The organism is Sulfobacillus sp. TH-112, assembly GCF_057473405.1.
Map to the genome: position 1 here is coordinate 1 of NZ_JBYCKN010000017.1, position 26,644 is coordinate 26,644.

The following is a 26,644-nucleotide window of genomic DNA, read 5'->3' on the forward strand; positions in this document are numbered from 1 at the left end:
CCCATCATCTTCGATGGATAAGAGAGCCACGTGTTCCTTCTCACGATACAATACCTTGACCTGAGACTGGGGGGCGTGTTTTAAGGAGTTTTGCAACCCTTCGTCTAAAATACGGATTACTCCATCGGTGATGGGTGGCGAAAATACTTTTTGAGCGGAGGCCTCAATTTGCCAGGTCAGGCGTCGCCCTAAGACCTCTTTGAGGCGTAAGAGTCTGTGACGAATTTCTATTGCCAAGGGTACCTGCTCGTCGCGTAATGTGAGAATCAGGTGGCGCATTTCCGATTGACTTTGTTGGATAATGGCCGCCACGCGAGTGCTTTGATGGACAAGAGACACCGGCATGTCCGGATCGTTGGTCATTGACCGTAAGAGCAGTTGTGCGGAAAACAGTTTTTGACTCACGGAGTCGTGGAGGTTCGCGGCTAATTGGCGGCGTTCCGACCAGCGCACACTGTCCATGGCATGCGCATAGAGTTGGCATTCCTCCAAAAGCGCCGTCAAATGGGATGCGAATGCAGAAAGAATCTCCTCATCAAGCGGTGAAAAGGCATTCCACAGACTGCTTTCAACGCGAAGCGTGTAGGGAGATTCTGGTAGCGCGATGGTTAGCATCGAACGGGCATTATCTAGTAGTAGCCGATCGTTTTCAGGTAACAGCTTCGAATGGCCTTCATACGAATACTCTCGAATGCTGCCCGCAGCCCCATTAATCACTTTGGCGATGACCTCATCTTGCCCTTGGATAATGGCCACGCCTTCATAGTGCAGCTGGTCGGAGAGCAGGTGGACTGCGCGGTTGAACATCGCCTCTTGTTGCATAAGGCCCGTCAGTTCCCGCACCATGGCCCGCATCGACTGCAATTGCTGATTATGGCGGCGGATATCAGATAGCAGTGCCGAGCGATCCATAGTTACAGCAACGTGATAACCGATGGCCCGTAACAGATCTAATGCTGTCGGGGTAAACACTTGGGCGCCGGCAGCGGCCACGTTCAAGATACCCAAAGGCCGGCCATCCATTTTGAGGGGAATTGAGGCGTGGAATTCCAAATCCTTTTTGTCGCCTTCAGCGTCCCGTAGACGACTACAATGCACAATGTTGATGGCGCTATCCAGTCTACCCGTCACTAATCGTTCTTGACACTCACACCAACTCGATTTCAGTGCGGCCGCATTGTCTCGTTCGAGAGCGGGTGGTAGCCCACTCGCTCCGACTTCAACAAACGTGGAGCGACGTTCATCAAACCGAAAAGCCCAGGCGGTAGTGAGACCGAGGACGTGTCCCATCTGGGGCAGAATGGCTTGCATCGCCGAAGAGATATCGCTGGCTTCATTAAGTGCCTCAGCGATATCCCGCACCAATGCTAATTCGTGCGGTTGCAACACCGTGGGGGGCGATGACAGCGATGGATTCTTCATGGCGCGACCTCCTTCATCATTGAGAATATCATCAAACCACTCCACATTGACACTATGGTATTACAGGATGAGAGAGAGGTCGCCAAATTCATGCCATCGGTATCCCTGTCTTGCGGCTTCTGCATATGCTTTGCGAATGGACAATTCTCCGGCATAGGCATAGAGGAGGAAGAGGTGGCTGGTAAAGCTATCATGTAATCCTGTGATTAGGCCCGACGTAATGCGAGGGGGATGATGGGGAGTAATCAGGTGTTGTGTCCATCCGGTATGACCGATTCCAGACTCCCAACTCTCCAGAGCCCGCGCAACCGTGGTTCCTAACGCGATCACCCGTCGATGGGACGCATGCGCGGTCTGCACTTGGGATCGGGTGAGGGCAGGTATATAGTACCATTCTGGAACGAGCGGGAAATCCCCGGTCGTGGCGTCAATTTCGTGGCTCGAGACAGTGGTGTGTAAAGTCAGTGTGGCAAATTGTATCTGACGGTCCACCAGCCGATGCACCAGTTCTGGTGTAAAAGGGCGCGAGGCGGACGCCATTTCGGCAGAGCCTGGTACCCGTCCAAAGACAGTGGAATAGTATTCAATCGGGTAGGGCGCATCAAGGTAGTGATAGTGAATCGGTTGGCCAATAGTGGCAGCAACCTCGTACCAGTCGGTGGAGGTATCGAGTGTCCATAGTCGACTATGGGGATGGAAATGGCTCGTGATCATTCCTACGTGAGAAGGATCAGTCCTAGACGGAAGCGTGAGTGTGACGATGGTGCCTACGGGAAGGCTGGTGGCATCGGGTAAACCGTCTTCGGTCCGCAGTTCCGCAATGATTCGATGAGCGGAGAGCCGTGCGGCCAAGTGTACCCGGTGGGGGATTCCGTTGATACTGGCGGGCAACGACGCCCCGATCGTCATAGAATTGTTGACCACAATCAGGTCGCCGGGACGTAATTGTTGTGCAAGATCAGGCAGTGATCCATGACGAATCGTCTCGGTCTGACGATCGATGGTCAAAAGTTTGACCTGATCGCGGGCTCGCCCCTCGATCTCGGGAGGGTGGACTGCGGCGGGTACCCTCATATTCAGATTTACCATATCGATATTCATTGTCCCACCTCCTGCAAGACCAGCTGATGGACAGTCTGCGGTATCAGTTCCCAGCATCCCGACTCACGATTATCGTTAATGAGAGGCAGGAGCGCTTCGGCCACATCGATCGGGTCGCGGAACGGACCGGGATCGTCCGGAAGAGCCAGATGATGCATGGCCGTGTCCATATCTCCAGGGTCCACTAAATGGGTATGAAGCGATGGATTTTCTTTCGCAAAGGTGGTGATCAAGAGATTGAGGGCCGCTTTTGTCATGCCATAGCCTGCCCAACCAGGGTAGGCTGCATGACTAGCATCGCTGGTCATTGCTAGAATTTTCCCGTGAGGTTGAGAGAGTAGGTAAGGGGCTGTGGTTTTTAAAAGATAGAGTGCGCCCATGACATTAATCGCTAGCATTTCTTGTAGCTGCGTGATGGACAGGTCGAGCACGTCGGTAACCGGACTGGCGATGGCTGCGTTAATAATCATGCCGTGAATATCCCCGAAGGTTGCGATGGTGTGTTCCAAGAGCGAGCGGACAAATACCGGATCATCGACCGATCCGGCAAATCCGCGGACAGCGGGACTATCATTGAATGCCAGTTCTAGTTGATCCACATCACGCTGGTTGCGGGAACAAAACACGACCTGTCGATGGCTTCGATGAAGGGTGTCGACCAGGGCGCGGCCCAAGCCTTTGGTACCACCAGTGATAAGCCAAGTTTCCATAAAAATAACCTCCTCCATATCTTTCTTCTAGTATGGAGAAGGTCATTTGTTTCGGCGTCGACCCTACGGCCTAGAGTCTTCTACGACCTTAGTCGTAGGGGAGAGGCAGGTCTCCTTGAGGTGCTTAAACACCAAAAATGGCAGCAGATAGCAAGGCCATCAAGCCCGCCACAATAGCACCGCCCGCAACACTAGCGATGAGGATCAAAATCGTATGCAGTACGACCATGGTACCCTCCCGTAACAGTTACTATAAATTTTATTGTACTGCCAGTATAGCAGATTACGGCCGCTCTTCAGCGGGTCCGTAGCCATGATCCGGCGCTTTTCGTCGCACAACAGAATAATGGAGCAGAATGATCGCCTCTGCTCCATTAAATAGGGACCGAGTGACTTAATAAGTCACGCTAAATCCATAACCCCACTGATATGTGCCGTTGCCGCTGTTAGAAGTCGAGTAACTATACGATGGGGTGACCGATATCCCTGGGGTGCTATAGCCGTATCCACTGCCCGGACCATAGCCATAGCCATAACCGCCGCCATAACCATACCCTCCGCCGTAGCCGTATCCGCTACCATCGCCGTATCCTGATGATGGGTTGGGGACCACCACGGTGCCACCACCTCCTTGACCTTCGCCAATACCGGAGGACGGGAGACTTGAACCATAGACCGTATCCACGGTAATGTTGTCCTTGCTGGTGTCGCTCACGGGTTCAGCCATTAGCTGACCATTTTCGCTATAGAGCCCAACTGTTTGTAAAGAGGACTGGTTCATCTTCGCTAATGGAACCCCATTGGCTTTGACATCGGTCATGGTGGTGGCTGCCACCGGGGCCAGCGGTGCGACACCGTTGTTCGTGGTGGGGGCCTCAGTAATCCAGTCGGCTGATGTTTCGACCGCTTGCGCCTGGGTTGCGGTCAATTTCACCACTTTATCAATCAAGGGCTTTGACTGCCCTTTGACAGACAATTCAAGTCTCCAAGCATCCGTTCCATCCGGGGAGATCTCCGCTGTCACTTTAGCTCCGGTCGGAATCGTCACTGATTGTACCGCCGGGCTAGGTAATTCTTCCCAAAATACCGTGGTACTAGCTTCCCCACTACTATTTGGGGTGGTAATGGTACCAATTTGAATTAAGTCGCTACTTTGCATGCCGCCCAGTCCAATCCATTCGGCCACTGAACTATTGGGATTGCTCGACGCTGTCGCAAATGTTGGTGCCGTCCAGCTGGCTTGAACGCTGTGCTCATTGGTTCCTTCCTGCACAATTCCGGCCCAGTTAAACGAGTTCGCTGTCGACGCGGGGGTCGAGGTAGGGCTACTAGCTCCAGTGGTACCGTTGCTACCAGTATTCGAACCCGAGGAACCGGTAGAGTTACCATCGAGAGGAAAGGCTTGACCAGGGGACCATTGGGTGGTTTGCACCTTCAGCTTCGAACTTTGAGCAGAATTAGCCTCGTGATAGGTGTGAATGATGGCGGGCAAGTTTTGCCCAGCTTCAAAGGCACCGATCCCGAGAGCGCCAATTCCGATAATGCTCAATAAAGTTTTCATCTTAGCCACTTCGATCACGTCCTTCTGCCCTTTTGTTATCTCTATTTAATCCCAGAAATGTTTCCAAACCGTTACAAAATTTGACGGTTAGCTGAGGGATGCCTGAAAAACACGAAGATGAGGTATTGGGCGTCATTAGAGGACCGATGGTAATTGTTGAAAGTGCATGATGTGGCGATCAGGGATAATAGCGGCAGGGGACAACGGGTCGATACGGTCCACTTCTTTGGCTGGGGGTCCAAATAAAATGCCGCGCCGAAACGCTCGTTGAGCTACCAAGACGTCATGCGTTAATCGGTCACCAACATGAGCAAGTCCTGGGTGAAGTGATGCGAGCATTGCGCCATCGGGTTTGGCGGTACCGACCAGATCGGGACCGATGATGGCATCAAAGAGATAGTTCCATCCTAGAGCCCGAATAAAAGGATTTTGAAAACGGTAAAAACCATTCGTGACGATGGCCAACCGAAACCGGGATCGGAGTGCTATTAGTGTCGTCTCTACCCCGGGCATGACCAGACTCGCGACAGTGCGTGGCTCGGGCAGATGAGGATCGGGCAGTGACCGCATTCCCAGATTCATCACAATCGTGGGCCAGTCAAAGGATTCCGTCCACTGGCCGCGCTTCCATAGGAGTTCTGATGCGGCATGGATCTGTTGCCAGAGAATTTGCGGGTCGGTGCCTTCATAGACCGCCTCTTGATCAAGCCAGGGGCGAAGATGAAGACGCCAATAAGGATTGCGTATTAAAGTATTGTCAAAATCAAAACTTATCCATAGTTTCACAAACATGCCCCCTATGAAGAGTATAGTCTCGATACCTTGCCAAAAGGGATAATTCTCAAAATTCCCGTGCGAGACTTGAGTTCTGAGAGGGATTGCGACCAGGTGGCGTCGATTGAGAGTGCGATATGGCTTGCGTAAAATCGAGGCGATTGCCCTAAAAAGTGCGCTCAATATCGCTTAGAGAATACCGAATGCGTAAGATGGTGCGTCATTTTTTAGGGGAATAGAGTAAGAGGGCATTGGTAAGAGATGAGGATACCATATCGATGGAGCGTAAATATTCCAGGTGGGCTAATGTTTCGCCTAAGGCAAAACGCTGTTGGTAATCATCGAGGGGGCGTCGAAACAAGAGCGGCATAAGGGCGAATGCCGATTGCGCTCCCCGCTCTTGCAAAAGAGACAAGATGAACTGATTGCGGGTCCTGTGATGTTCAATAATTTCGAGGATGCGGTGATTGACGTCAGTAATTATCGCTTCGTGGGCGGGGAGACCCAAACGAAATGGCCCCAGGTGTAGGAGTTGTGTCAATGAGGCAAGATAGGAGGCCAACGGATTGCTATCTCCTTGGGGCCAGAGACTAATATTGGGAGATATTCGTTCTAGCACCTGATCACCAGTGAAGAGTACTCGGCGGTTGGGCTCATAGATCAAAATTTGATGGTCAGTATGACCGCTTTGTTCAAGAAAACGCAACGAAAAGGGGTCGAGGTTCAAGACCGAATCATGAGCGATGGGATGTATCACCGGAGGTAGTTTGACGCTCTGCCGAAATGCCTCTTCGCTAGTGTGCCATTGGTTCCATACGGCGATGGGGACACCGTGCTGTGTATAGAAGGCTCTATCCACGATGGCGATTGCGGAGGCATCCTCAGGGTAAAGATATTGGCGCGCCTGCGCTGCATCACCATGGCTCATCGCGATGCGAGCGTGAAACCGTTCATGAAACCAGTGAGCCAATCCTAAGTGATCAGGATGAAAATGGGTAATGATGACGGTGTGAATGCCTCGTTGCTCGAAGGGCAGCTCTTTGGCATAAGCCTCCCAAGTTTCTCGTGCTTCTTCCGTGTCCATGCCGGTATCAATAATCACCCAACCCTGCACGGTATCCAGTGCGTAACAGTGGGTATAGTGAACGGGTAAAGGAACCGGGATGGAGAGAAGATAGAGATTCTTCATTACAGTTTGGATGGGCATAGCGATACTCCTTGCGGAAATATTTGAAGTCATCAATGATTCTACTACAAAAACACCTGATCTGGTGATGGCCCCCGAGAGACCTGATTGTGCTCGGTAGACAGAGTGGCCAACTAGAGTTGATTGTAGTGGCCCTGCCGTCCTGCGGTAGGGCCTTTCCCTTTCGGTCTCCTGATTTTCTTCATGATGACCACGAGGAACTTGTCGCACCCGTGTACTGTCAAGTGTCATGTGGGTCGCCAAACGTTTTATACGAAGCCAGTGTGTCGAAGAGGGAATCAATCTCGGGAGCGATCCACCGACACGTGTGCTGGGATCGGCCCCCCACTATATCGTCCACGATTGCCACTCGCCACGGTTCTGTCCGCTCCGGGTCGGACATACCCATATTTCGAAGATGGACAGGAGGGATTGACGTGGCTGCCCTGTGGCACACATTGAAAGCTGAGGAAACGGTGATTCAGCTCAAATCCAACAGTGATACTGGTCTTCAACCCAAAGAAGCCTTACGACGTCTCCAGGAAAGCGGTCCAAACGCCCTTAAAGAAGCCCATCGCACGTCTCCCATTGAAATATTCTTTGCTCAGTTTAAAGACTTCATGGTGATTGTGCTGTTAGCGGCCACGGTGATTTCGTTTCTTTTAGGGGAGACGGGGGATGGCATCACGATCGTAGCGATTGTCATCATGAATGCCGTCTTAGGTTTTATGCAGGAATTTCGAGCGGAAAAGTCAGTCGAAACGCTGAGGGCGTTGACGGCTCCTGAAGCTAAGGTGATACGCAGTGGTCGGATTGAAGAGATTCCGGCTCGCAATCTGGTGCCGGGAGATATTATTGAAGTTGAGGCAGGCGATCGTGTGCCCGCAGATTGTCGGGTATTGCAAATGGCCGGCTTGGTGACAGATGAATCGCCGCTGACCGGGGAATCCACCGGTGTCAAGAAGACCATCTCGGCTCTCGCCGATCCCCAATCTCCGGTGGCTGACCGCACCAATATGCTGTTCATGGGCACCACGGTAGCGCGCGGTCGCGGTAAGGCATTGGTTGTGAATACCGGCATGTCAACAGAAATGGGAACCATTGCGCATCTCATTCGAGAGGCCGTGGAAGATCAAACGCCACTGCAACGGCGGTTGGAGCAGTTGGGCAAGGTACTCGTGGTGCTGTCAGTGCTGATTGTCGGGATCGTGGTGGTCACCGGATTGGTTCGCGGTGAACCACTTTATCAAATGTTTCTGACCGGAGTCAGCCTCGCGGTAGCTGCCATCCCGGAAGGATTGCCAGCCATCGTGACGATCGCACTCGCGCTGGGTGTACAGCGGATGATTAAAGCGCATGCGATTGTTCGCCGATTGCCGGCGGTCGAGACGCTCGGATGTACTACGGTGATTTGCTCTGACAAGACGGGCACTCTGACGCGCAATAAAATGACCGTGACAGAGATTTGGGTCAACGGCAAGCGACTGCGCTATGGCACTGATGATCCGGGATTCTTTGACGAGGGCGGTGCCCCGGATAAGGTCACCAAAGACAGTTTGCGACAGCTTCTCCGAACGGCAGCCTTATGTAATAATGCACAACTGCCGATAGAGTCAGCCGCTCAGGAAACTGCCGCAGGGCAAGGCGATCCCACGGAGGTGGCGCTGCTCGTGGCAGCGGTGCAAAATGGGGAGTCTCTTGAACAGATGCAGGAAGAGTACACCCGGACGGGAGAAATACCTTTTGAGTCTGAACGTCAGCGGATGTCGGTTCGGGTGCGGGACCGCACCGGGAAAGAAATCGCCTGCGTCAAGGGGGCGGCGGATATCCTATTGCCACGGTGCAAATCTCTTGCCATAGACGGACAAATACGACCGTTAGACTCTTTTACGCGTCGCCAGATTGTTGAGGCGAACGATCAGATGGCTGAGGGAGCTCTTCGGGTCTTGTTGGTAGCCTATCGGTCGGTACACCGTGGGCAGCCCGAGGAATCCTGGGAGGAAGATCTGACGTTTTTAGGACTCACCGGGATGATTGATCCGCCAAGACCGGAAGCGAAGTTGGCTGTCCAAGAAGCCCAACGCGCTGGGGTTCGCACCGTGATGATCACGGGTGATCATCCCAACACGGCCCGAGCGATTGCGCGCGAACTGGGAATGCTGGGTCCCGGTGATGAGGTCATTACCGGGCGGGAGCTGGATGGTCTTTCGGACGATGAGCTAGCCAGTCGGGTAGTCAATATTCGTGTATATGCCCGGGTGTCACCTCCTCACAAGCTCCGCGTGGTCCGGGCATGGAAGGCGCGAGGCGAAGTGGTTGCTATGACGGGGGATGGAGTAAATGATGCGCCCGCCGTCAAAGAGGCGGACATTGGCGTTGCGATGGGTCGTACCGGAACGGACGTGACCAAAGAGGCTTCGGCCATGATACTGACGGACGATAATTTTGCCACCATTGTGCGCGCCATTGAAGAAGGTCGCGCCATTTACGACAATATCCGCAAATTCATTCGTTACCTGTTGTCGTGTAACGTAGGCGAGGTTTTGGTCATGTTTTTGGCTGCTTTTATGGGGATGCCATTGCCGCTCTTGCCGATTCAAATTCTCTTGGTGAATTTGGTGACCGATGGCTTGCCAGCGATGGCCTTGGGCATTGATCCGCCGTCACCGGGAGTCATGGACCGGGCCCCGCGGGATCCAGGGGAGAGCATTTTCGCGCGTGGGCTGGGAAGCAAAATTGGCTTTCGTGGAATTCTTATCGGGTTGAGCACCTTAGGCGTCTTTGCTCTAAGTTTAGGACCTTGGGGAATGGGGCTTCGAGAGGCCCGATCGATGGCGTTAGCCACACTGGTCTTGAGTCAACTCTTTCATGTCTTTGATGCCCGGGCCGAAGACCGGAGCTTTCTTGAGGTGGGACTATTTTCGAATCCATGGGCGGTGATGGCTGTACTCTCATCCATTGCGATGCTCCTCAGCGTGATGTATGTGCCCTGGCTGGGGCACCTCTTCCGTACCGATCCCTTGGCGATCGGGGATTGGGGAATTGTACTTCTCGCTTCAGGGTTCGTACAATTGTTCGCCGCATTTCGTGACGTACTATTGCGGCCGCTTAAGAAATCCCTCCGGGTTCCGGCGCGATAAGCTAGCGGGAGACAGAGGGATGAGAACAGGGTATCGAATGGAGAGCAAGACGATAGGCGGCCTGGCACGATAATACCCTCCCCAACCATAGCGGGCTAATCCGGCCTGCGGTTGCCCACTATGGTTGGGGATTCGGGTTGGTCGAGGAACCGCGTCGCTTTTTTCGCCGTCGGTCAAACCAATACCATAAAGCCAGGAGAATCACAATGCCGACAATGACAGGCACTTCGTAACGTTTGGTCGCGTTAAGGGCATTGACGATATGGGGGCCAAGAATCCATCCCACGCTGACGGCCAATAGAGCCCAGATGGTGGAACCAATGATGGTATAGAGGAGAAAACGCCAATAGGGCATTTCAAATAAGCCAGCGGGATAGGAAATGACGGCACGCACCCCGGAAATGATGCGGCCAATTAGTACTACGATATCTCCCCGCCGAGTAAAGTAGTCCTCCCAATAGGCGAGTCGTTCAGGGGTTTTAAAAAGAAATTTGAAGTACTTCAGCATAAGCTTTCTGCCGCCCAAGCGAGCGAGAAAGTAGGCCCCCGTCGCTCCAAGAGTGCTTCCCGCGACGGCGGCGATAATCACGAGAGGGAAACTGAATCGGTGAGTTGAGACCAAATACCCTGAAAACAGCAAGATAATCTCATCAGGACTCGGTACCCCGAAACACTCCACAAAGAGTACTAGAAAGATGGCCATGACGCCGACCGCATGTAACCAGTTGCTAACTGTATGAAAGAGTGTGAGCACGGCGATCTCCTAGAGTAAAAGGTGCTGGTAGTATATCACATGCAGTCGGGTGGCCAACACGTCTAGGACCATACAGAAGAGCCTTCAATGAACTCTCCCGCCACCTAACCCTATCGGGTTGAGGTGGGGGTGTCTGGGATCGCTCCCACTCCGGTCTGCCTCACATGATGTCGAGTCCCAAGGGACGAAAGAAAAACCCCGCCAGGCGGCCTAGAGGACGCCGCCCGTGACCGAAGGAAACCCCCACGGGACTTGACCACCTCTTGGCTATCGCCCAAGAAGGGGAATGCGCGGGCATTATGTTCCAGCGCGTAGGTTGGTTAGACGATTTTCAGGTGATGACGACCACATTTTCGCCACCGACCTGCGAGGCCGAGGGAATCCCCCATGGGGCCGTCCTCATGCCACGTGCCTTTTTGCGATGGCCTATTATCGGGCCTCCGGTTGTAGGTACAGTGTCGAAAATCAGGGACTCTCTGAGGCGAAAAAATGCCGAACCATGGTCAAAGAGTAACATTTTGCCATCCGGGGTAAACTACGCCAGAGGAGGTGATAGACCTGAAGCGGCAAAAGTGGTATGCGGTAGGACTGGTGGTGGCTAGCGCCGCGGTTCTCGGCTGGTACTTGGCGCCATACGCCGAGGCCCATGATTCACTTCCGTTACGGTCGGCTGGCAGCATTTTTTTTAAGGCTAAGCAGTCCCTCAAACAGGATGCGTTCGCCGAGACGATGAGCTATCAAAATAGTCTGGTGCCGGCGAGCGTCAACCTCGCGGAATTCTTCAATGCTCCGCTACCCGGCGCGTCTGTGGCCACAGTCAACCTGTATCAGAACTCGCCACAACAATGGCGCGTGGAGGAAGTCAATGCCATGAGTCAAGTGGTTGGAGTAGTGGCGCGAGAGAACCGGCATCTAGTAACCTATCGCGCTGATACGCATGCACGCGTAGTCACCACCTTGCCGGCAGGTTCTCGGTCGCTTGAAAGTGTTTGGCCGATCCCGACGGGGCATTGGCAAAGGACATGGCGTGCGCAGGTGACGAGGTCGCTCCTGGCGACCTTACCCGTCTATCAAGTCACCTTGTTTCCCCGAGCGACCGGCACGCTTTTCGGATCGGTGACCTATTGGTTTCAAGGACGGTACTTTATTCCTATGGGGATGGCCGTGACCGACCGAACGGGGCAAACCGTTTTCGAGGCCAAGACGCTAGTCTTCACGCAAGGTGCGCCAGGCGCATCGGCCAAAGCTCCCGCAGTCGGGCACAATACCTCCTATCGTCCGTCTAACGCGGCTATGCGCGTGGTGGACTTGTTGGCCTCCACGACCGCCCATAATCCACCCGTGCGCGCGCCATTGAGGTTAGGTCCGCTCCCTCTGGCGAGATATAAGGCCATGGATTCTGACAGTATCGCCATTTATGGCGACGGTGCTCGTCGGGTGATCGCGATCGCGGCGCCCACTAAGGCATATCATCAAGTATTGCGAGACCAGAAACTGCCCAGTATTCTCCAGCCGCTGCATGGATCGGATCGATTTTATGGCACCACCGACGCTATCGTCAGTGTGGTCAGTTTTCGTGAAGGGACACAGCAGGTGATATTAATCGGCAGCTGGCCGAAAATGACACTCATGAGGTGGGCTAAAGCGGCATGGCACTGAGCGTACGGGTGGAGCATTTGCAGAAAGTGTATGGGCATAAGATAGCGCTGCGTGACGTCTCATTTCACATTGATCGAGGGAGCGTCATGGGACTCGTAGGACCCAATGGTGCTGGCAAATCCACGTTGCTCAAAATTTTGCTGGGACTGACGGCGCCGACCATGGGTACGGTGGAGTATGATGGCGTGCCGGTGTGGCCTAATCCACTGCGGGCGATGCAGGCCGTGAGTGGCTTTGTCGACTCCCCGAGTTTCTATCGTGCCTTGACCGGTCGCCAAAATCTGACGCTGATCGCTGAACTCATGGGCCTTTCAGCCAATCGTGTGAATCAGGTGCTTGATTTTGTTGACCTTAAAGGCGCGGCAGATTATCGGGCAGGAGCCTATTCTCATGGGATGCAGCAACGACTCGGTTTGGCATCTACAATGCTGAAAGAACCGGAACTTCTCATTTTGGATGAGCCCTCAGATGGGCTAGACCCAGCACGGTTACGAAGTATGCGCCAGTTATTGTCACGGGTTCATGGTGAACTGGGGACGACCATCATTTTGTCCAGTCACATGTTGGACGATGTTGACAAGTTGTGTGATGCCATAGCGGTATTTGATCAAGGATCGTTGCGATATTTTGGGCCCGCCAATCAATTGGGTACAGCGACCATTGATGAAGTAGCCTGGGAATTGTGGCCTCCCGAACGTGCTGTTCGACTGCTGCTAACCTATGGGATTGTCGCTCGACATGACGGTAAGAATAGCATTGTGGCGCCATTGGATAAAGGTCTGGATTTAGGAGAAATCAATTCGTCGCTCATGAAGGCGGGAGTGGTGATCCGTACCGTTATAGAGCGCACTGGTAGTTTGGAGTCCCGGCTTGTGGCCTATTTGGAGGAATTTCATGTGGACGCTCGTTAAATGGCAATGGATTCGACAGGTCGGCATGGTGCGCTTTTGGGCTGCACTAGGGACTATCGCTCTTTTAAGTACATTGTTGACCTACGGCTATGGGAAACTTAAACAGGCAAATCCTGTCTTTGATGAGATTGGACGGGCAGGCCAAAGTGGATTCATGGTGCCGATTATTGCCCTTATTATGTGCTCGGCGATTGTGTTGCCGCTCTTGGTGTCGATTTGGGGTGCAGAGGAGATCGCGAGTGAAAAAATGGGGGGCACTTGGCAGATGCTATTGGCCCAGGGCATCAACCCTTGGAAGCTCTGGATAGCCAAATGGGTTTTTTTAGGCCAATTTGCGCTGTTAGTGACCCTTCTCTTAGTCGTGGTGTGCCTCGGAGAGGGGATCTTGGTCTTCGGGGGACATGGTTCACTCATGCCGACAGGAATCTTTGTCACCACCCACACGTTGCTGCAACTTCTATTGATGATGACGGCGTATGCTGTCGCCGGACAAGTTGTGGTTGTGACCATAGCGCTCGCGTTTAGTAGTTTTATGAAGCATTCGCTATCGGCCATTATGGCCACCATGGGATCTATTGTGACGCTGTCTCTTTTGACCAATTGGCCGTTTTTGTCTCGGTTGGGTCCCTATTTATTTACCTCGTATTTGTCAGGAGTGACCGCGTTTTTGCAATTTCCTCCCGACTCGCGGCTTATTCACCGGGGGTTATTGGTCTATGCGCTCTATGTAGTGATGGCGTTGGTTATGATTTTGTGGTTCGAACCGTTTCGAGACTAGTGTTCGCCGCATGGCTCCGAGTGCGCTAAAATAGCGCTTAGGAGGAAAGCCATGACGAAAAACGAATATGAGGTGCTGGCTGCTTTTCGCTATCAAATGCGCCGCTTTTTGAGATTTAGTGAAAATGCCTCGCGCCAAGCGGGGTTGACACCTCAACAGCATCAGTTACTTTTGGCCATCAAAGGGTTTCCGGGTCGCGACTGGGCTACCGTGGGAGAACTGGGCAGCCGCCTTCAAGTCAAGCAGCATAGCGTGGTGGGTCTAGTCAATCGGGCTGAGCAATTGCACTTGGTATTCCGTCGGTCGTCGCCGGACGACGGACGAGTCGTGGAGGTGCATCTCACACCCAAAGGTGAAGCGACGTTAGAAAAGATTAGCCAACAAAATCGCCATGAGTTGCGTCAGATGGCTGGAGAATTTCGCGATTTGGTGCAAATGGTGGAGAATGAAAGCCCCTAAAGGTGTTGCTATTTATATCGTATTACGATATAAATAGCAACAAAGGAGGGAAGGTATTGCGACAACGGTGGAGGTTAGTACTGGGCGGCATTATGATGGGTCTAGTAGGGGTGATTGGGGCTACTATTTTGTATCACCTGATTATGTTGGTCACGAATTTGGCGTACTACCATCGCTGGTCGATGGTGTATGTCGAGGTTAATCAAAGCCCTCTCAAAGATAGCGTGTGGATGATTGTGATGGTCCTTCTGGGCGCCCTCTTAGCCGCCATCGTGATTCATTATGTCGACCAGAGTTTGAGTGGGCATGGTATTCCAGAAGCGATGGATGCGGTGCTTTATAATAAAAGCCGTATCCAATTAAAGACGGCGATCTTAAAGCCGATCATGGCGGCGATTGTGATTGGTACGGGAAGTCCATTCGCGGCCGAAGGGCCTATTATTCAAACTGGCGGGGCATGGGGAGCGCACGTGGGCAAATGGCTTCACATGGACGAGCACGACCGGAAAATCTTATTAGGGGCCGGGGCGGCTGCCGGAATGACCGGAATCTTTGCCACGCCTTTAGCGGGAGTACTCTTGGCCATCGAGTTACTCATTTTTGAGTATTCCCCACAAGCGGTTATCCCGATTGTGATTGCTGCCGGACTGGCCGAAGCGTTGCGCTCGTATGTCATGCCGAAGAGCCCGGTATTTCCTTCGCATGTAGTGTTAAGTACTACCATTCCTCACATCGGATGGATCGTCATTTTTGGCATTATTGCGGGCATTGAGAGTTGGCTCTTAATCCGTGGTCTCTATGGAACGGAGGACCTCCTCAAGCGACTGCTGGGGTCCTTGGAGTGGTTGGCGCCCGTGGTTGGCGCGGCCGGAGTGGCGGTGGTCGCGCTGCTTGGGGGAACGGTGGCTCTCGGGATGGGCTACGATGTCATTCGCGAAGTATTGAAAACCCAACATATTGCGATGTCGGTGCTGTTAATCGCCTTTGTCGCGAAGGCGGTGGCATGGACGGTGGCCTTAGCATCCGGTTCTGTGGGTGGAGTGCTGGCACCGGTCTTCTTCATAGCCGGCACCTCAGGAGCGCTTATGGGACATCTCTTCATGCCGTGGACCGGATTTTCACCGATTGTGGGGGCGCTGGTTTTTATGGGGGCGGTCTTTGGTGCCACCACCGGGGCGCTCTTGTCATCGATTGCTTTTGCAGTGGAAGCGACCGGAGATCCGTCTATGTTGTGGGCAGTGATGCTGGCGACAGCCATCGCCTATGGGATTGTGCGGGTCACTCTGCCTTATAATATGATGACTGGCAAACTTGTCCGACGCGGGCATAGGGTCCCCGATACACTGGGACCGATTTCCAAAGAGGAGACGGACCGTCAAGTGGCGGGCCTTCGTTGACATTGCCTGCCATTTTCCGTACCATACCTAGCATATACATGGTGCGATTGGACCGGAAGGACGAGGTGAGTCCGCGTGGATATAAAGTTAGTCAATATTGGGTTCGGGAATATCGTTTCCGCAAATCGCATTGTTGCTATCGTGAGTCCTGACTCGGCTCCGATAAAGCGAATTATTACTGAGGCCCGCGATCGTGGAGTGTTAATTGACGCGACCTATGGTCGGCGGACTCGGGCAGTCATTATGACCGATAGTGATCATGTGATATTGTCCGCCGTACAGCCAGAAACGGTGGCTAATCGACTGACTAGTCGACCTGCGGAAGTGGAAGATGAAGACGAGGAGGATGACGAATAACGTGACCCAGCCATCATCTGTGGTGGAATTGGTGAATGCCACGAAGAGCAAGTATGCCTTGGTTGTCGCCGCCTCGCGTCGCGGGCGAGCCATTATGGATGGATATCAACCGCTGGTGCAGGTTCATGCCACAAAGCCTGTCACCATTGCGTTAGAGGAAATTTACCGTGGCTTGGTGTCGGTCGAAGTGCCACCGTCTGGCATTAAGTAATGCGGATTATCGTGGGGGTAAGCGGCGGCATTGCCGCTTATAAAACTGGGGAATTGGTGAGTCGCTTGGTGAAGGCCGGCCATGAAGTGCGGGTCGTCATGACCCGGGCGGCTCACCAGTTTATGGGGCCGTTAACGTTTCGAGCTTTGTCAGGACAAGCTGTGGTGACGGATGCGGAGGAGGACGCCTATGGCGCCATCGGGCATATAGCGCTGTCCCATTGGGGAGAGGCGCTGGTCATCGCGCCTGCCTCTGCCAATCTGATGGCTCGATTGGCGCGGGGAGCGGCTGATGATATGTTGTCGTTAATCTATCTGGGTTTTCGCGGACCGATCTTGATGGCGCCCGCGATGGAACCCTTGATGTGGGATCACCCTCGTACCCGCGCCAACGTGTCCACGTTAATGCACGATGGCGTTCACCTAGTTGGCCCGACGGAGGGTCGTATGGCGTCAGGACGAGAAGGATTGGGTCGGATGGCGGAGCCGGTAGATATTTACTCCGCTCTTATGGACGTGACCACCGAGAAGCAGCTTGCCGGAGTCGCGATGGTGGTGACGGCGGGAAGTACCTGGGAGTACTTTGACCCGGTGCGTCTTTTGGCGAATCCATCGACGGGGCTCATGGGGGTGTTGATTGCTAATGAAGGCGCACGACGAGGAGCGGCCGTGACGTTGGTTCATGGTCCCGGGGTGCGTGAGTCTCTGCACCCTCAAGTCACCGCGTATCCAGTGGTGAGTGCGCTTGAGATGTTGGAGGCTGTAGAGCTATTGGCGGTCCGTGCCCATGTGGTAGTTGGGGCTGCAGCGGTATCGGATTTTCGGCCCCGTGAAGTGTGGAAGAGAAAAGCGCACAAAGAAGAGGTGGGCCTTCTCTGGGAAATGGAACGCAACCCCGATATTATGGGAGAACTGGGCAGGCGATATCATGGGGAAAAAGTGTTGGTGGGATTTGCGGCTGAGACAGAAGACCCTATAGAGCAGGCCCAAAAGAAACGCGAGCGCAAGCAATTGGACGCGGTAGTCGCGAACAGGGTCGGAATCCACGCGGGGTTTGGGCCTGATCATCATCAGGCATGGCTGGTGAGCGATGACCAGGTGACGACCATTAGCCCCCAGACAAAAGAAGCCACAGCGAAGACCCTGATTGATTGGATATGGCATCGGTACAGGGGAGAATAGCCGATGGACCATCTTGCTGACATCTATGTAGACCGCGCGGTCGGCCAACTTGATCGTCCATTCACCTACATTGTACCATCCGACTTGCTACCGTTAGCGCGGGTTGGACAGTTAGTGTTAGTGCCGTTGGGCGCAGGGCGATCGCAGGGTGTCATCCGACGGATATACCCCGGAGCGGTGTTGCCATCATACAAACCGATTTTGAAGATTATTGATAATCGGCCGATGATGTCTGAACAGCTCTTGGAACTTGCTGAATGGGCGGCCGATCGCTATTTATCCTATGTTCCCCAGGTTATCCGGGCGATGGTGCCCAAAGCGGTGCGCAACGGGGAAACGGTACGGACGCGAAAGGTCTGGTATCGCGTCGTCAAGGAGCGCCGTGGGCGGGCGTCGCGACGACAAGAAGTGTATGACTTTATTCGAGAGCGCGGATGGATTGATCGTCAGCAACTACTAGAAGTATTTCCCACATGTCAAGAACCGCTACGAGCACTGCTCGCCGAAGGAGCCCTCGAAGTTTTAGTGAAGTCTCCGCAGTCGTTTATGGGCGTGTCTGCGAGCTATTCGCTCAGCGAAGATCAAGAGGAGGCACTTCGGGAAATTATGCGCCATCCCCATACCCCCTATCTCCTCGAAGGGGTGACAGGATCCGGAAAAACGGAAGTCTATCTGGCATTAATTGCCCATGCCTTAAAAGAGGGACGCCAGGCGTTGGTGCTACTGCCAGAGATTGCACTGACACCGCAAACGGTGGCGCGGTTCCGCGAACGTTTTGGTGACCGGGTGGCGGTTTGGCACTCGGGACTGACTCCAGGAGAGCGCTATATGACCTGGAGCGAGGTGCGGGACAACGAAGTCGCGGTGGTGATTGGTGCCCGATCGGCGGTGTTTTTGCCTTTTGCCAATTTGGGAGTCATTGTCATTGATGAAGAACATGAGTCGAGCTACAAGCAGGAAGATCACCCGCGCTATCATACTCGGGAGGTGGCCTTGTGGCGAGGCAAGCATCAGGATGCTCAAGTGATATTGGGCAGCGCCACCCCATCGCTGGAGGTGCGATATTGGGCCGACAACGGGAGGATCGGTTATGTGCAATTGCCCAATAGAATATTGGGACGGCCGATGCCCTCGGTGGTGCTAGTGGACATGCGCGAGGAATTGGCGCATGGTAATCGCCACATCTTTAGCGACCCGTTGCAGCAAGCGTTGACACAGACTCTTTCCCAGGGAGACCAGGCCATACTGTTCCTGAATCGTCGAGGGTACTCCACCTTTGTCTTGTGCCGGTCGTGTGGACAGGCATTGGAATGTCGTGACTGTGCGGTGTCACTGACCTTTCATCAGAAAGAAAACCGATTGGTGTGTCATTACTGCTTGAAGAGCACGCCGCTCCCCAAACGCTGCCCAGAGTGTGGAAGCGACCGCATTCGCTATTTTGGTGCAGGGACAGAGCGCGTGGTAGAGGATGTGCAGACGTTATTTCCAAAAGCGCGTATTTTGCGAGCGGACCGGGATACCCTAAACCACCCGCAAGATTATGCTGACCTCTACCAGACGTTTGCTCAACATGACGCCGATGTTTTGGTGGGGACGCAGATGATTGCCAAAGGGATGGATTTCCCTGACGTCACGTTGGTTGGAATTGTGGCGGCCGATACCGCGCTTCACCTGCCTGATTTTCGTAGTGCCGAGAGAACCTTTCAACTGTTGGTGCAGGCGGCGGGTCGATCAGGACGTGGAACAAAGCCGGGAACAGTGGTGGTGCAGACCTATAATCCCGAGCATTATGCCATTGCGCATGCGCTTCATCATGACTATGCCGCCTTCTATCGGGATGAAATCGCCTATCGTCAAGACACTCTGTATCCTCCTTACGCGCAACTGTGGTTGTTGGTGGTCGAGACAGCGGATGAAAGGCGCGGCGCCATAATAGCAGAGGAGGTGAGGGAGCGACTGCAAACCGAGTTGCCAGAAGCCGATATTTTAGGCCCCGCACCAGCCCCCCTTGCCCGTGTGCGTACCACCTATCGGCAGCAATTGTTAGTCAAAATTTATCGAGAAAATCCCCATACCACCGGGGTTTTGCAAAAAATCAGGGAGGATTTCGATGGGGTAAATATCACGCGGGATCCTTATGTCATGCTCTAGAAATACGGAGGGTAAAGTGGCGCGAATCATCTTTATGGGGACGCCGGACTACGCGCGTACCATCTTACAACATATTTGGCGGGCCGAGGACCAGATTTTGGTGGTGACCAAGCCTGATCGACCGCAGGGGCGCGGCCGTCAGATGACGGCGTCGAGTGTCGCTGAGTGGGCAAACGCGCAGCATCTTACCGTATATAAGCCGGAGCGCATGAAAGACGGTCGGGTGACGTTTGAAGAGTTTCGCCCCGATTGGATTCTCACAGCGGCCTACGGAAAAATTTTGCCGCGCTGGCTTTTGGCTTTGCCGCGATTGGGCGCCTATAATCTGCACGCATCGCTTTTGCCGCGGTGGCGGGGACCGAACCCGATTGCCTGGGCGATACGTGCTCAAGATCGGACCACTGGTGTAACATTGATGGCGATGGATGAGGGTATTGATACCGGACCGATCGTATCTCAAAAGGCCATGCCGATTGGTGAACACGATGATGTCGAATCCTTAACGGAGAGACTGGCGGTCGCGGCGGCCGACCTTTGGAATGAGACGCGAGCGGCTTACGGAGAGGCGTCGTTTGAACTGCACTCGCAATCGGAACAGGGAATTACCTACGCCGAAAAGTTTACTGCTGAAGCGGGACGCATTGATTGGACAGTTCCTGCAGAGAGAGTGGGTGCCGTGATTCGCAGTGTCCTTCCCTCGCCCGGAGCCTATAGCTTTTTTCAAGGCGTACGTATGAACATCGTGGCCGCGCGTCCAGAACCCGGGATGGTGGAGGGAGGTCCCGGCACGATTGTGCCGGATGGACAAGATTGGTTGGTGGCAGCGGGGACCGGCAGGGTGCGTATTACCATAATTCGTCCTGCGGGAAAGCGCGCCATGAGTCCGGCAGATTATGTGCGGGGATTGCGAGGGAACCTCATATGGATACTGGAGTAGGCTCCATTGGTATATCGCGCAGTGTGGCGTTAAAAGCGTTAGAAAAGGTACGTGGTGGCGCATCAGTCAGTGAAGCCATTGCCCTGGGGCGTCAACTCAAGGGTAGTGATCGAGGCCTGATGACACAGATTGTCTACGGTGTGGTTCGCCATCAACGCTACCTCGATGCCTGGATGAGCCCCTACCGCCGCGGCCCACTAGATCCGACGGTTGTGGACATCCTGCGAATGGCGTTATTTCAAGTGCGTTTTTTGGATCGCGTGCCGTCATATGCGGCCATTAATGCGGCTGTTGAACAGACGAAGCGGTATCAACCCAAAGCAAAGAACTTGGTCAATGCCATCTTGCGCCAAGCTCTCAGGACACCGCCGCAAGTATCCTCTTTGGGGGAGCAGTACTCCCATCCCGATTGGATTATTGAGCGCTGGCAAGCGCGCTATGGTGAGCGCTTAGAAACGATTTTGCAGCGGGACAACCAAATTCCGCCATTGACACTCAGGATTAATCTGGCGCGTACGACGCGCGAGGCCATCTTAGAGGACCTGGCCGAGAGGGGCATTGAGGCGAGTGGCTCGTGCTATCTTCCCGAAGCAGTACGGGTGAACGGTGCGATTTGGCTTGAGGACTGGAAACCATTTCAAGACGGATTAGTGACCGTACAGGATGAAAGCGGAATGATTGTGACCTGGATCTTAGATCCGCAACCCGGAAACCGGGTGTGTGACATGGCGGCCGGTCTGGGCGGGAAGACGATCCATCTCTTAGAACGCTCGGATAATCATATTCGAGTGACAGCACTGGACATAGCGGAATCGCGCCTCAAGTTAATGAGAGAGAATCTGTTGCGGACCGGCTACCAAGACAGTGTCACCGTGGTGAATGCGCCGGCTGAAAAATTTGCCAAGCAGCATTTTGGAGAATTTGATCGAGTTTTGCTTGATGCTCCATGCAGCGGATTGGGAGTGCTGCGCAGACGGGTGGATGCGCGTTGGAAGAAAAGTGCCAAGGATATTCCCGCTCTTCAGGAGCAGCAGCGCGTGTTGCTTGAAGGAGCCTATGCGTTGGTAAGCGTGGGTGGTGTGGTGGTGTACAGCACCTGTTCGACAGAGCCCGAAGAAACCTGGGACGTGGTGCGGTGGTTTGAGGGGCGCCACCCGGATTTGGTCAGGGAGGATGTCACACCCTATCTGCCACATCCGGCCTTGGAGGAATTCATCAACCAAGGGGCCTTGGAGTTGGCTCCAGGAGATTTAGAGATGGACGGATTCTTCATAGCGCGTTTTAGAATTGGAGGTGCCATGTGAGCAAAAGTACAGTGGAGTTCGGCGATATTGTCTCAATGCAGGAAAGCGAATTAGCCGCACTGTTGGAGAAAGAGGGGGCACCGCGATTTCGTGCCCGTCAGCTATATGAGTGGCTATGGAGGCACGACATTCAAAACTATGGAGAGCTTGAGGTGTGGCCCAAGTCCTTACGAGAGCAGATGGCGGCACGCCACCCGTTTCACCGCTTGACACTTATTTCCCAGCAAGTCGCGCATGACGGTACCACTAAAGTGCTGCTGGAGATGGTCGACCATCAACGGGTGGAGACAGTACTTTTACCTCATCGCTATGGCTACAGTGTCTGCATCTCCTCCCAGGTCGGCTGTGCGATGGGCTGTCACTTTTGTGCCTCGGGTCTCAAGGGACGCATCCGACAACTAACAGCCGGAGAAATGCTGGACCAAGTAGCCTTCGGAAATCGGGTACTGAAAGAACGCGGTGCCAAGATTAGCCGCATCGACGTGATGGGCATTGGAGAACCCTTGGATAACTTTACGTCACTGATGCGCTTTTTGGAGTTGGTGCATGACCCCAGTACGTTTAATCTGAGTTATCGCCATGTCACCGTGTCGACCAGCGGTATTGTGCCGAAGATGAAGGAGTTGGCAGACAGTGGGCTTCCGGTGACACTGGCGGTGTCCCTGCATGCGCCGAATGATGCTTTGCGTCAACAACTGATGCCCATTAACCGGGCTTATCCGCTCGCGCAGCTGATGCCGATGTGTCGGTATTACGCCGAAAAGACAGGACGGCGGGTCACTTTTGAGTACCTGTTGTTACATGATGTCAATGACCACCCGGAGGAAGCGCACCAATTGGCCACCATTGTTCGAGGATTTTCCAGTCACGTGAATCTCATTCCCTGGAATCCGGTGGACGAGCACGCGTTTTCGCCTTCGAGTGCAGGTCGAGTGCGCCAATTTCAGGACATCGTGCAAGATTACGGAATTTCTTGTACGATACGGAGAGAATTAGGTCAAGAAATTGATGCGGCCTGTGGGCAGTTGCGATTGCGGGAGGAGGAACCGGCATCACCCTGAGAACGTATGGGAAAAGTCACCGAGGCAAGAATCGGCCGAATAATGAGGACAGATACCTCATTCGAGCGGTGGCCGACGAGGGGTTTTTAGTCGCGGTGGCTGATGGGATGGGGGGCGGGCCGGCGGGAGAAGAGGCCAGTCGTATTGCGTTAGAGACACTCGATGATGCGGTAGGGATTGACATTACTGACGTGGCACGATTGGCGTCTGCAGTATCCTTAGCCAACCGTCGGATTTTTGAATCCAGTCAACGGAATGACATGCTGAATGGCATGGGAACCACCTTGACCTCGGCGGTAATTTTTCCTGACCATCTCCTGTTGGCGCATGTCGGGGATTCCCGGGCCTATCAAATTCTTTCGGACCATGTGGTACGGCTCACAATTGACCACTCGGTCGCAGCCGAAATGCAACGGGCAGGGGGGTTAACCTCGGAGGAGGCAGAACATCATCCGAATCGCAACGTTCTCACTCGGGTGGTTGGTCCCTTTGACCGGGTTCGTATTGATGTGTCGGAGACGGTCTGGCACGCCACTGATCGATTGCTACTGTGTACCGATGGATTAAGTTCGGTCATTTCTGACGAAGATATTTTGGAGTTTAGCTTGCGCCATCATGGCCTCTCATTTATTAATGCACTCATCGATTTAGCTGTGCAACGGGGTGGCAAGGACGACATCACTGTGGTGCTGGCTGAACCGTTCGAGGAACCGGGTGATAGCTATGGTCGGTAACATTTTAGGGAATCGCTATGAAGTCCTCGAGCGCATCGGCACTGGTGGCATGTCCTTGGTGTATCGTGCTCGCGACATCACGTTGAATCGACTGGTGGCTGTCAAAATCTTGAAGCATCAGTGGGCAGAAGACGAAGAAGTGGTACGGCGGTTCGACCAGGAAGCACGTGCGGCAGCCTCGTTGGTCGATCGCCACATCGTTCAAGTCTATGATGTGGGGCGTGACGAACCGGATGTGCATTATATGGTGATGGAGTTGGTGGCGGGCGAAACGTTGCGCGCCAAAATTAACCGCGATGCGCCACTGGATGTCAAAGCCGCTTTGGAAATTGCTGATCAGGTGGCTGAAGGATTAGAGGTAGCGCATGCCAAACGCTTGGTGCACCGCGATATTAAGCCGCAAAATGTTCTCATTGCCACCGATGGAACCGTGAAGGTAACGGACTTCGGCATCGCTTATGCGGCGACCACGGGTACTCTCGTGAATACTGGTTCGCTGTTGGGCACGGTACAGTATCTGAGCCCTGAGCAGGCGCGCGGCAAGTTGATTGGGCCGCAGTCGGATTTATATTCACTGGGTGTTGTGCTGTTCGAAATGTTGACGGGGTCGTTGCCGTTTGAAAGTGACAGTGCGATTGGCGTCGCGATTAAACATCTGCAGGATGAGCCACCGCGGGTCGATGCCTTGCGACCGGACATTCCCTCCGAGGTCGCTCATATTGTGGAGCGCGCTTTGAGCAAAGATCCTGCGGAACGCTATCAGTCCGCCCATGCCTTACGCCAAGACATTGGTCGTATTCTTGATCCGGAGAAATTTCCCGAGGGTGGGGCCGTTACCCCGGCCGTGGCGGGGCGGCGCAGCGAGGCCAAGTCCACGAAACGGAAATGGTGGATTTGGGCAATTTTGGCGGCCATAGTCTTATTGGTGGTGGGCGGTGGGTTATATGCATTTAATCGGTGGCTCAATCCCCCAGTGGTTGCCGTACCCAATATTCGTGGTCGGTCGGTTGCAGAAGCGCGTACCCTGTTGTCGCATCAAGGGCTCACGTTGACGATTGATGGCCATGCTCCGTCGTCGGCCGTACCAGCGAATTATGTCTTGACAGAGAGCCCCTCGCCGGGGTCTCGGGTGAAGTCGGGGCTACCCATTACGGTGGTATTGTCTTCGGGACCAACCAAAGTGTCGGTACCTCCGGTCACCAAAGAGGATGTCTATTCGGCGCGCCAGTCATTGTCAGTATTGGGGTTGAAAGCCCGGGTGAAACACATAGCGTCAGGAAAGCCAAACGGTTATGTCGTGCGGCAAAGTCCACCCGCGGGACGAACCGTAGCGGAAAACACTACGGTGACTTTGTACGTGTCAAACGGACCGAAAGTGGCCGCAGCTATCATGCCCAATCTTACGGGACTTACGGTCTCCAATGCTGCCAGTGAGATGGCGGGCATGAGCATTGCCATGGGCTCGCCTAACACTCAATATTCCACCGAGCCCGCTAACACAATTATTGATCAGAATCCTGCCCCATATTCAACGCTGGATGGGGTCTCCACGATTGGGGTGACGGTCTCCAACGGACCGAGTCCAGAGAGCGCGACCATGCAGCGCAACGTGTCGCAGGTGAGGTTTTCGATTCCGTCCAGCGCGCATACGAAATCCTTACTAAAGGTGGTCGTCACCGACCAAGCTGGCAATGAAGAGGTGCTCTATGAAGAGGTCAATCCCGGTCAACAGGTGGACTATCCGGTGACCTGGTATGGGACCACTGGCGAGGTGACCGTTTCGCTCAATGGGCAGCCTGGTACACCCAAGGCATTGACGGCGACGCCACCCTCCACTTCGTCGTCTCCGAGCGCCCCATCGACCTCCTCCAGTCCGCCCAGTTCGACCCCCCCGAGCTCGACGGCCCCTAGCACGACCTCATCGCCAGCGGTTGGCCACTAATGGTCATGCGGGGATTGGTAACCTTACTAGAGGCTAATCGACCTACGGTGGTGTGTGATTCCGGGGAACACTATTTATGCTACCTTAAGGGGAAGATTAAACGTGATGTCGGACGTATCATGGTGGGGGACCGGGTGGTGGTCGAGCCGACCGACCCTGGTGAAGCGCGTATTGTCGAAGTGCTGCCACGCGCGAATCATTTGGTCCGTCCACCCGTGTCCAATGTATCAGGGATTTTTGTGGTGTTCAGTCTTGAATCCCCTATTGGTAGTCGGGAGCTCTTGGATAAGCGTTTGGCAATTGCGCATCTCGTGGGACTCCGTGTCGAAATTATTGTTTCCAAGGTGGATTTGCTGCGGGATAGCGACGAGTTAACCGTCCTCGAAGAGGCCTACCGTGAGGCCGGATATCCGGTCTGGCGACTGTCGGTCACAAACCGACAGGGTGTCGAGGCACTCGTGCATGAGAGCCGCGATGGGATTTGGGTGTTGTCAGGGGAAAGTGGGGTGGGGAAGTCGTCACTCTTGCGCGCCATAATACCCTCAGCAGAAGCCTCCACGCAGGAACTGAGTCGCATTGGCCGCGGTCAGCAAACCACCCGCTGGGTGAGGTTATATGCGATTGATAATTACTGGATGGCGGATAGTCCTGGGTATACCGCTCTAGAGACGCGAGTGACCCAGGGGCGGGAAATCGAACAAGCCTTCAGCGAATTCTCTCAGTTCCCGTGTCGTTTTTCGGATTGCCTGCATGGACAGGAACCTGGATGTGGGGTCATTGCGGGTGTTGAAAGCGGGGCGATTGCCCCCTGGCGGTACCGCAACTATCGCAAGATACTGGAAGAATGGGTCAAAGATTTTTGAGAGATAGGGTCAGACCAGAGGAGTCGATGAAATGGCGATACAAGTAGCACC

23 protein-coding genes are annotated in these 26,644 nt (G+C 54.0%); 16 read left to right on the top strand and 7 right to left on the bottom strand.

The genetic code is table 11. From position 1 onward, the window contains the following. From ACOJWD_RS01075 to ACOJWD_RS01100, 6 genes are all read right to left on the bottom strand, one after another. On the bottom strand, positions 1 to 1,422 hold a 1,422-nt coding region (locus ACOJWD_RS01075; RefSeq protein ID WP_486991370.1), incomplete at its 3' end, for a GAF domain-containing sensor histidine kinase. Positions 1,423 to 1,482: 60 nt separating this feature from the next. Next, on the bottom strand, positions 1,483 to 2,523 hold the full coding sequence (locus tag ACOJWD_RS01080) for an S-adenosylmethionine:tRNA ribosyltransferase-isomerase (protein WP_486991371.1): 1,041 nt from the start codon (positions 2,521 to 2,523) through the stop codon (positions 1,483 to 1,485). Continuing rightward, positions 2,520 to 3,233, bottom strand: coding sequence for an SDR family oxidoreductase (locus ACOJWD_RS01085; protein WP_486991372.1), 714 nt, complete (start codon positions 3,231 to 3,233; stop codon positions 2,520 to 2,522). Before ACOJWD_RS01085 ends, ACOJWD_RS01080 begins: the two co-directional genes overlap by 4 nt. Before the next feature lie 394 nt (positions 3,234 to 3,627). Continuing rightward, positions 3,628 to 4,794 carry a G1 family glutamic endopeptidase gene (locus ACOJWD_RS01090; protein ID WP_486991391.1) on the bottom strand — a complete coding sequence of 389 codons (1,167 nt, stop codon included), beginning with the start codon at positions 4,792 to 4,794 and terminating at the stop codon, positions 3,628 to 3,630. A 135-nt stretch (positions 4,795 to 4,929) separates the two neighbouring features. Then, positions 4,930 to 5,580 carry an HAD family hydrolase gene (locus tag ACOJWD_RS01095; RefSeq protein ID WP_486991373.1) on the bottom strand — a complete coding sequence of 217 codons (651 nt, stop codon included), beginning with the start codon at positions 5,578 to 5,580 and terminating at the stop codon, positions 4,930 to 4,932. A gap of 208 nt (positions 5,581 to 5,788) precedes the next feature. Continuing rightward, the gene (locus tag ACOJWD_RS01100; RefSeq protein ID WP_486991374.1) at positions 5,789 to 6,775 is read right to left on the bottom strand and encodes an MBL fold metallo-hydrolase; all 987 of its coding nucleotides are present in this window, start codon (positions 6,773 to 6,775) and stop codon (positions 5,789 to 5,791) included. A 416-nt stretch (positions 6,776 to 7,191) separates the two neighbouring features. Here ACOJWD_RS01100 and ACOJWD_RS01105 point away from each other — a divergent pair, with 416 nt between their 5' ends. Beyond that, positions 7,192 to 9,894, top strand: a complete 2,703-nt coding sequence (locus ACOJWD_RS01105) for a calcium-translocating P-type ATPase, SERCA-type (protein ID WP_486991375.1) — start codon at positions 7,192 to 7,194, stop codon at positions 9,892 to 9,894. 118 nt (positions 9,895 to 10,012) lie between these two features. On the opposite strand, the gene ACOJWD_RS01110 is transcribed toward ACOJWD_RS01105, so the two are convergent. Beyond that, the gene (locus ACOJWD_RS01110; RefSeq protein ID WP_486991376.1) at positions 10,013 to 10,648 is read right to left on the bottom strand and encodes a DedA family protein; all 636 of its coding nucleotides are present in this window, start codon (positions 10,646 to 10,648) and stop codon (positions 10,013 to 10,015) included. A gap of 549 nt (positions 10,649 to 11,197) precedes the next feature. Here ACOJWD_RS01110 and ACOJWD_RS01115 point away from each other — a divergent pair. The 15 genes from ACOJWD_RS01115 (at position 11,198) to rsgA (ending at position 26,593) form a co-directional block, all read left to right on the top strand. After that, positions 11,198 to 12,307, top strand: a complete 1,110-nt coding sequence (locus ACOJWD_RS01115) for a hypothetical protein (protein WP_486991377.1) — start codon at positions 11,198 to 11,200, stop codon at positions 12,305 to 12,307. Then, complete coding sequence (locus ACOJWD_RS01120) at positions 12,298 to 13,218, top strand: ABC transporter ATP-binding protein (RefSeq protein ID WP_486991378.1); 921 nt, start codon at positions 12,298 to 12,300, stop codon at positions 13,216 to 13,218. The genes ACOJWD_RS01115 and ACOJWD_RS01120 overlap by 10 nt, the downstream gene beginning before the upstream one ends. Further along, a complete protein-coding gene (locus tag ACOJWD_RS01125) occupies positions 13,202 to 13,996 on the top strand; it encodes an ABC transporter permease subunit (protein WP_486991379.1) in 795 nt (264 codons plus the stop codon). Before ACOJWD_RS01120 ends, ACOJWD_RS01125 begins: the two co-directional genes overlap by 17 nt. A 51-nt stretch (positions 13,997 to 14,047) precedes the next feature. Continuing rightward, the gene (locus tag ACOJWD_RS01130) at positions 14,048 to 14,455 is read left to right on the top strand and encodes a MarR family winged helix-turn-helix transcriptional regulator (RefSeq protein ID WP_486991380.1); all 408 of its coding nucleotides are present in this window, start codon (positions 14,048 to 14,050) and stop codon (positions 14,453 to 14,455) included. Between the two features lie 56 nt (positions 14,456 to 14,511). Next, positions 14,512 to 15,852, top strand: a complete 1,341-nt coding sequence (locus ACOJWD_RS01135) for a chloride channel protein (RefSeq protein ID WP_486991381.1) — start codon at positions 14,512 to 14,514, stop codon at positions 15,850 to 15,852. A gap of 75 nt (positions 15,853 to 15,927) precedes the next feature. After that, a complete protein-coding gene (remA, locus tag ACOJWD_RS01140) occupies positions 15,928 to 16,209 on the top strand; it encodes an extracellular matrix/biofilm regulator RemA (RefSeq protein ID WP_486991382.1) in 282 nt (93 codons plus the stop codon). Further along, positions 16,199 to 16,420 (top strand): DNA-directed RNA polymerase subunit omega, encoded by a 222-nt coding sequence (gene rpoZ / locus ACOJWD_RS01145; RefSeq protein ID WP_486991383.1) that lies wholly within the window; start codon positions 16,199 to 16,201, stop codon positions 16,418 to 16,420. The genes remA and rpoZ overlap by 11 nt, the downstream gene beginning before the upstream one ends. After that, on the top strand, positions 16,420 to 17,601 hold the full coding sequence (coaBC, locus tag ACOJWD_RS01150; protein WP_486991384.1) for a bifunctional phosphopantothenoylcysteine decarboxylase/phosphopantothenate--cysteine ligase CoaBC: 1,182 nt from the start codon (positions 16,420 to 16,422) through the stop codon (positions 17,599 to 17,601). Before rpoZ ends, coaBC begins: the two co-directional genes overlap by 1 nt. A 3-nt stretch (positions 17,602 to 17,604) precedes the next feature. Next, complete coding sequence (priA, locus tag ACOJWD_RS01155) at positions 17,605 to 19,752, top strand: replication restart helicase PriA (RefSeq protein ID WP_486991385.1); 2,148 nt, start codon at positions 17,605 to 17,607, stop codon at positions 19,750 to 19,752. Positions 19,753 to 19,768: 16 nt separating this feature from the next. Further along, positions 19,769 to 20,689, top strand: a complete 921-nt coding sequence (locus ACOJWD_RS01160) for a methionyl-tRNA formyltransferase (protein ID WP_486991386.1) — start codon at positions 19,769 to 19,771, stop codon at positions 20,687 to 20,689. Then, the gene (gene rsmB / locus ACOJWD_RS01165) at positions 20,674 to 21,993 is read left to right on the top strand and encodes a 16S rRNA (cytosine(967)-C(5))-methyltransferase RsmB (RefSeq protein ID WP_486991387.1); all 1,320 of its coding nucleotides are present in this window, start codon (positions 20,674 to 20,676) and stop codon (positions 21,991 to 21,993) included. The genes ACOJWD_RS01160 and rsmB overlap by 16 nt, the downstream gene beginning before the upstream one ends. Further along, on the top strand, positions 21,990 to 23,054 hold the full coding sequence (gene rlmN / locus ACOJWD_RS01170) for a dual-specificity RNA methyltransferase RlmN (protein ID WP_486991388.1): 1,065 nt from the start codon (positions 21,990 to 21,992) through the stop codon (positions 23,052 to 23,054). The genes rsmB and rlmN overlap by 4 nt, the downstream gene beginning before the upstream one ends. Then, the gene (locus tag ACOJWD_RS01175; protein ID WP_486991392.1) at positions 23,051 to 23,788 is read left to right on the top strand and encodes a protein phosphatase 2C domain-containing protein; all 738 of its coding nucleotides are present in this window, start codon (positions 23,051 to 23,053) and stop codon (positions 23,786 to 23,788) included. Before rlmN ends, ACOJWD_RS01175 begins: the two co-directional genes overlap by 4 nt. Then, on the top strand, positions 23,778 to 25,730 hold the full coding sequence (locus ACOJWD_RS01180; protein WP_486991389.1) for a protein kinase domain-containing protein: 1,953 nt from the start codon (positions 23,778 to 23,780) through the stop codon (positions 25,728 to 25,730). Before ACOJWD_RS01175 ends, ACOJWD_RS01180 begins: the two co-directional genes overlap by 11 nt. Next, the gene (rsgA, locus tag ACOJWD_RS01185) at positions 25,730 to 26,593 is read left to right on the top strand and encodes a ribosome small subunit-dependent GTPase A (protein ID WP_486991390.1); all 864 of its coding nucleotides are present in this window, start codon (positions 25,730 to 25,732) and stop codon (positions 26,591 to 26,593) included. Before ACOJWD_RS01180 ends, rsgA begins: the two co-directional genes overlap by 1 nt. Positions 26,594 to 26,644 lie beyond the last annotated feature (51 nt).

What these genes read in the sequence shown, in the direction of transcription:
- ACOJWD_RS01080 (WP_486991371.1), bottom strand. Translation starts at nt 2,523, where the DNA reads ATGAATATCGATATGGTAAATCTGAATATGAGGGTACCCGCCGCAGTC.
- ACOJWD_RS01085 (WP_486991372.1), bottom strand. Translation starts at nt 3,233, where the DNA reads ATGGAAACTTGGCTTATCACTGGTGGTACCAAAGGCTTGGGCCGCGCC.
- ACOJWD_RS01090 (WP_486991391.1), bottom strand. Translation starts at nt 4,794, where the DNA reads ATGAAAACTTTATTGAGCATTATCGGAATTGGCGCTCTCGGGATCGGT.
- ACOJWD_RS01100 (WP_486991374.1), bottom strand. Translation starts at nt 6,775, where the DNA reads ATGCCCATCCAAACTGTAATGAAGAATCTCTATCTTCTCTCCATCCCG.
- ACOJWD_RS01120 (WP_486991378.1), top strand. Translation starts at nt 12,298, where the DNA reads ATGGCACTGAGCGTACGGGTGGAGCATTTGCAGAAAGTGTATGGGCAT.
- ACOJWD_RS01125 (WP_486991379.1), top strand. Translation starts at nt 13,202, where the DNA reads ATGTGGACGCTCGTTAAATGGCAATGGATTCGACAGGTCGGCATGGTG.
- ACOJWD_RS01130 (WP_486991380.1), top strand. Translation starts at nt 14,048, where the DNA reads ATGACGAAAAACGAATATGAGGTGCTGGCTGCTTTTCGCTATCAAATG.
- rpoZ (WP_486991383.1), top strand. Translation starts at nt 16,199, where the DNA reads ATGACGAATAACGTGACCCAGCCATCATCTGTGGTGGAATTGGTGAAT.
- coaBC (WP_486991384.1), top strand. Translation starts at nt 16,420, where the DNA reads ATGCGGATTATCGTGGGGGTAAGCGGCGGCATTGCCGCTTATAAAACT.
- priA (WP_486991385.1), top strand. Translation starts at nt 17,605, where the DNA reads ATGGACCATCTTGCTGACATCTATGTAGACCGCGCGGTCGGCCAACTT.
- rsmB (WP_486991387.1), top strand. Translation starts at nt 20,674, where the DNA reads ATGGATACTGGAGTAGGCTCCATTGGTATATCGCGCAGTGTGGCGTTA.
- ACOJWD_RS01180 (WP_486991389.1), top strand. Translation starts at nt 23,778, where the DNA reads ATGGTCGGTAACATTTTAGGGAATCGCTATGAAGTCCTCGAGCGCATC.
- rsgA (WP_486991390.1), top strand. Translation starts at nt 25,730, where the DNA reads ATGGTCATGCGGGGATTGGTAACCTTACTAGAGGCTAATCGACCTACG.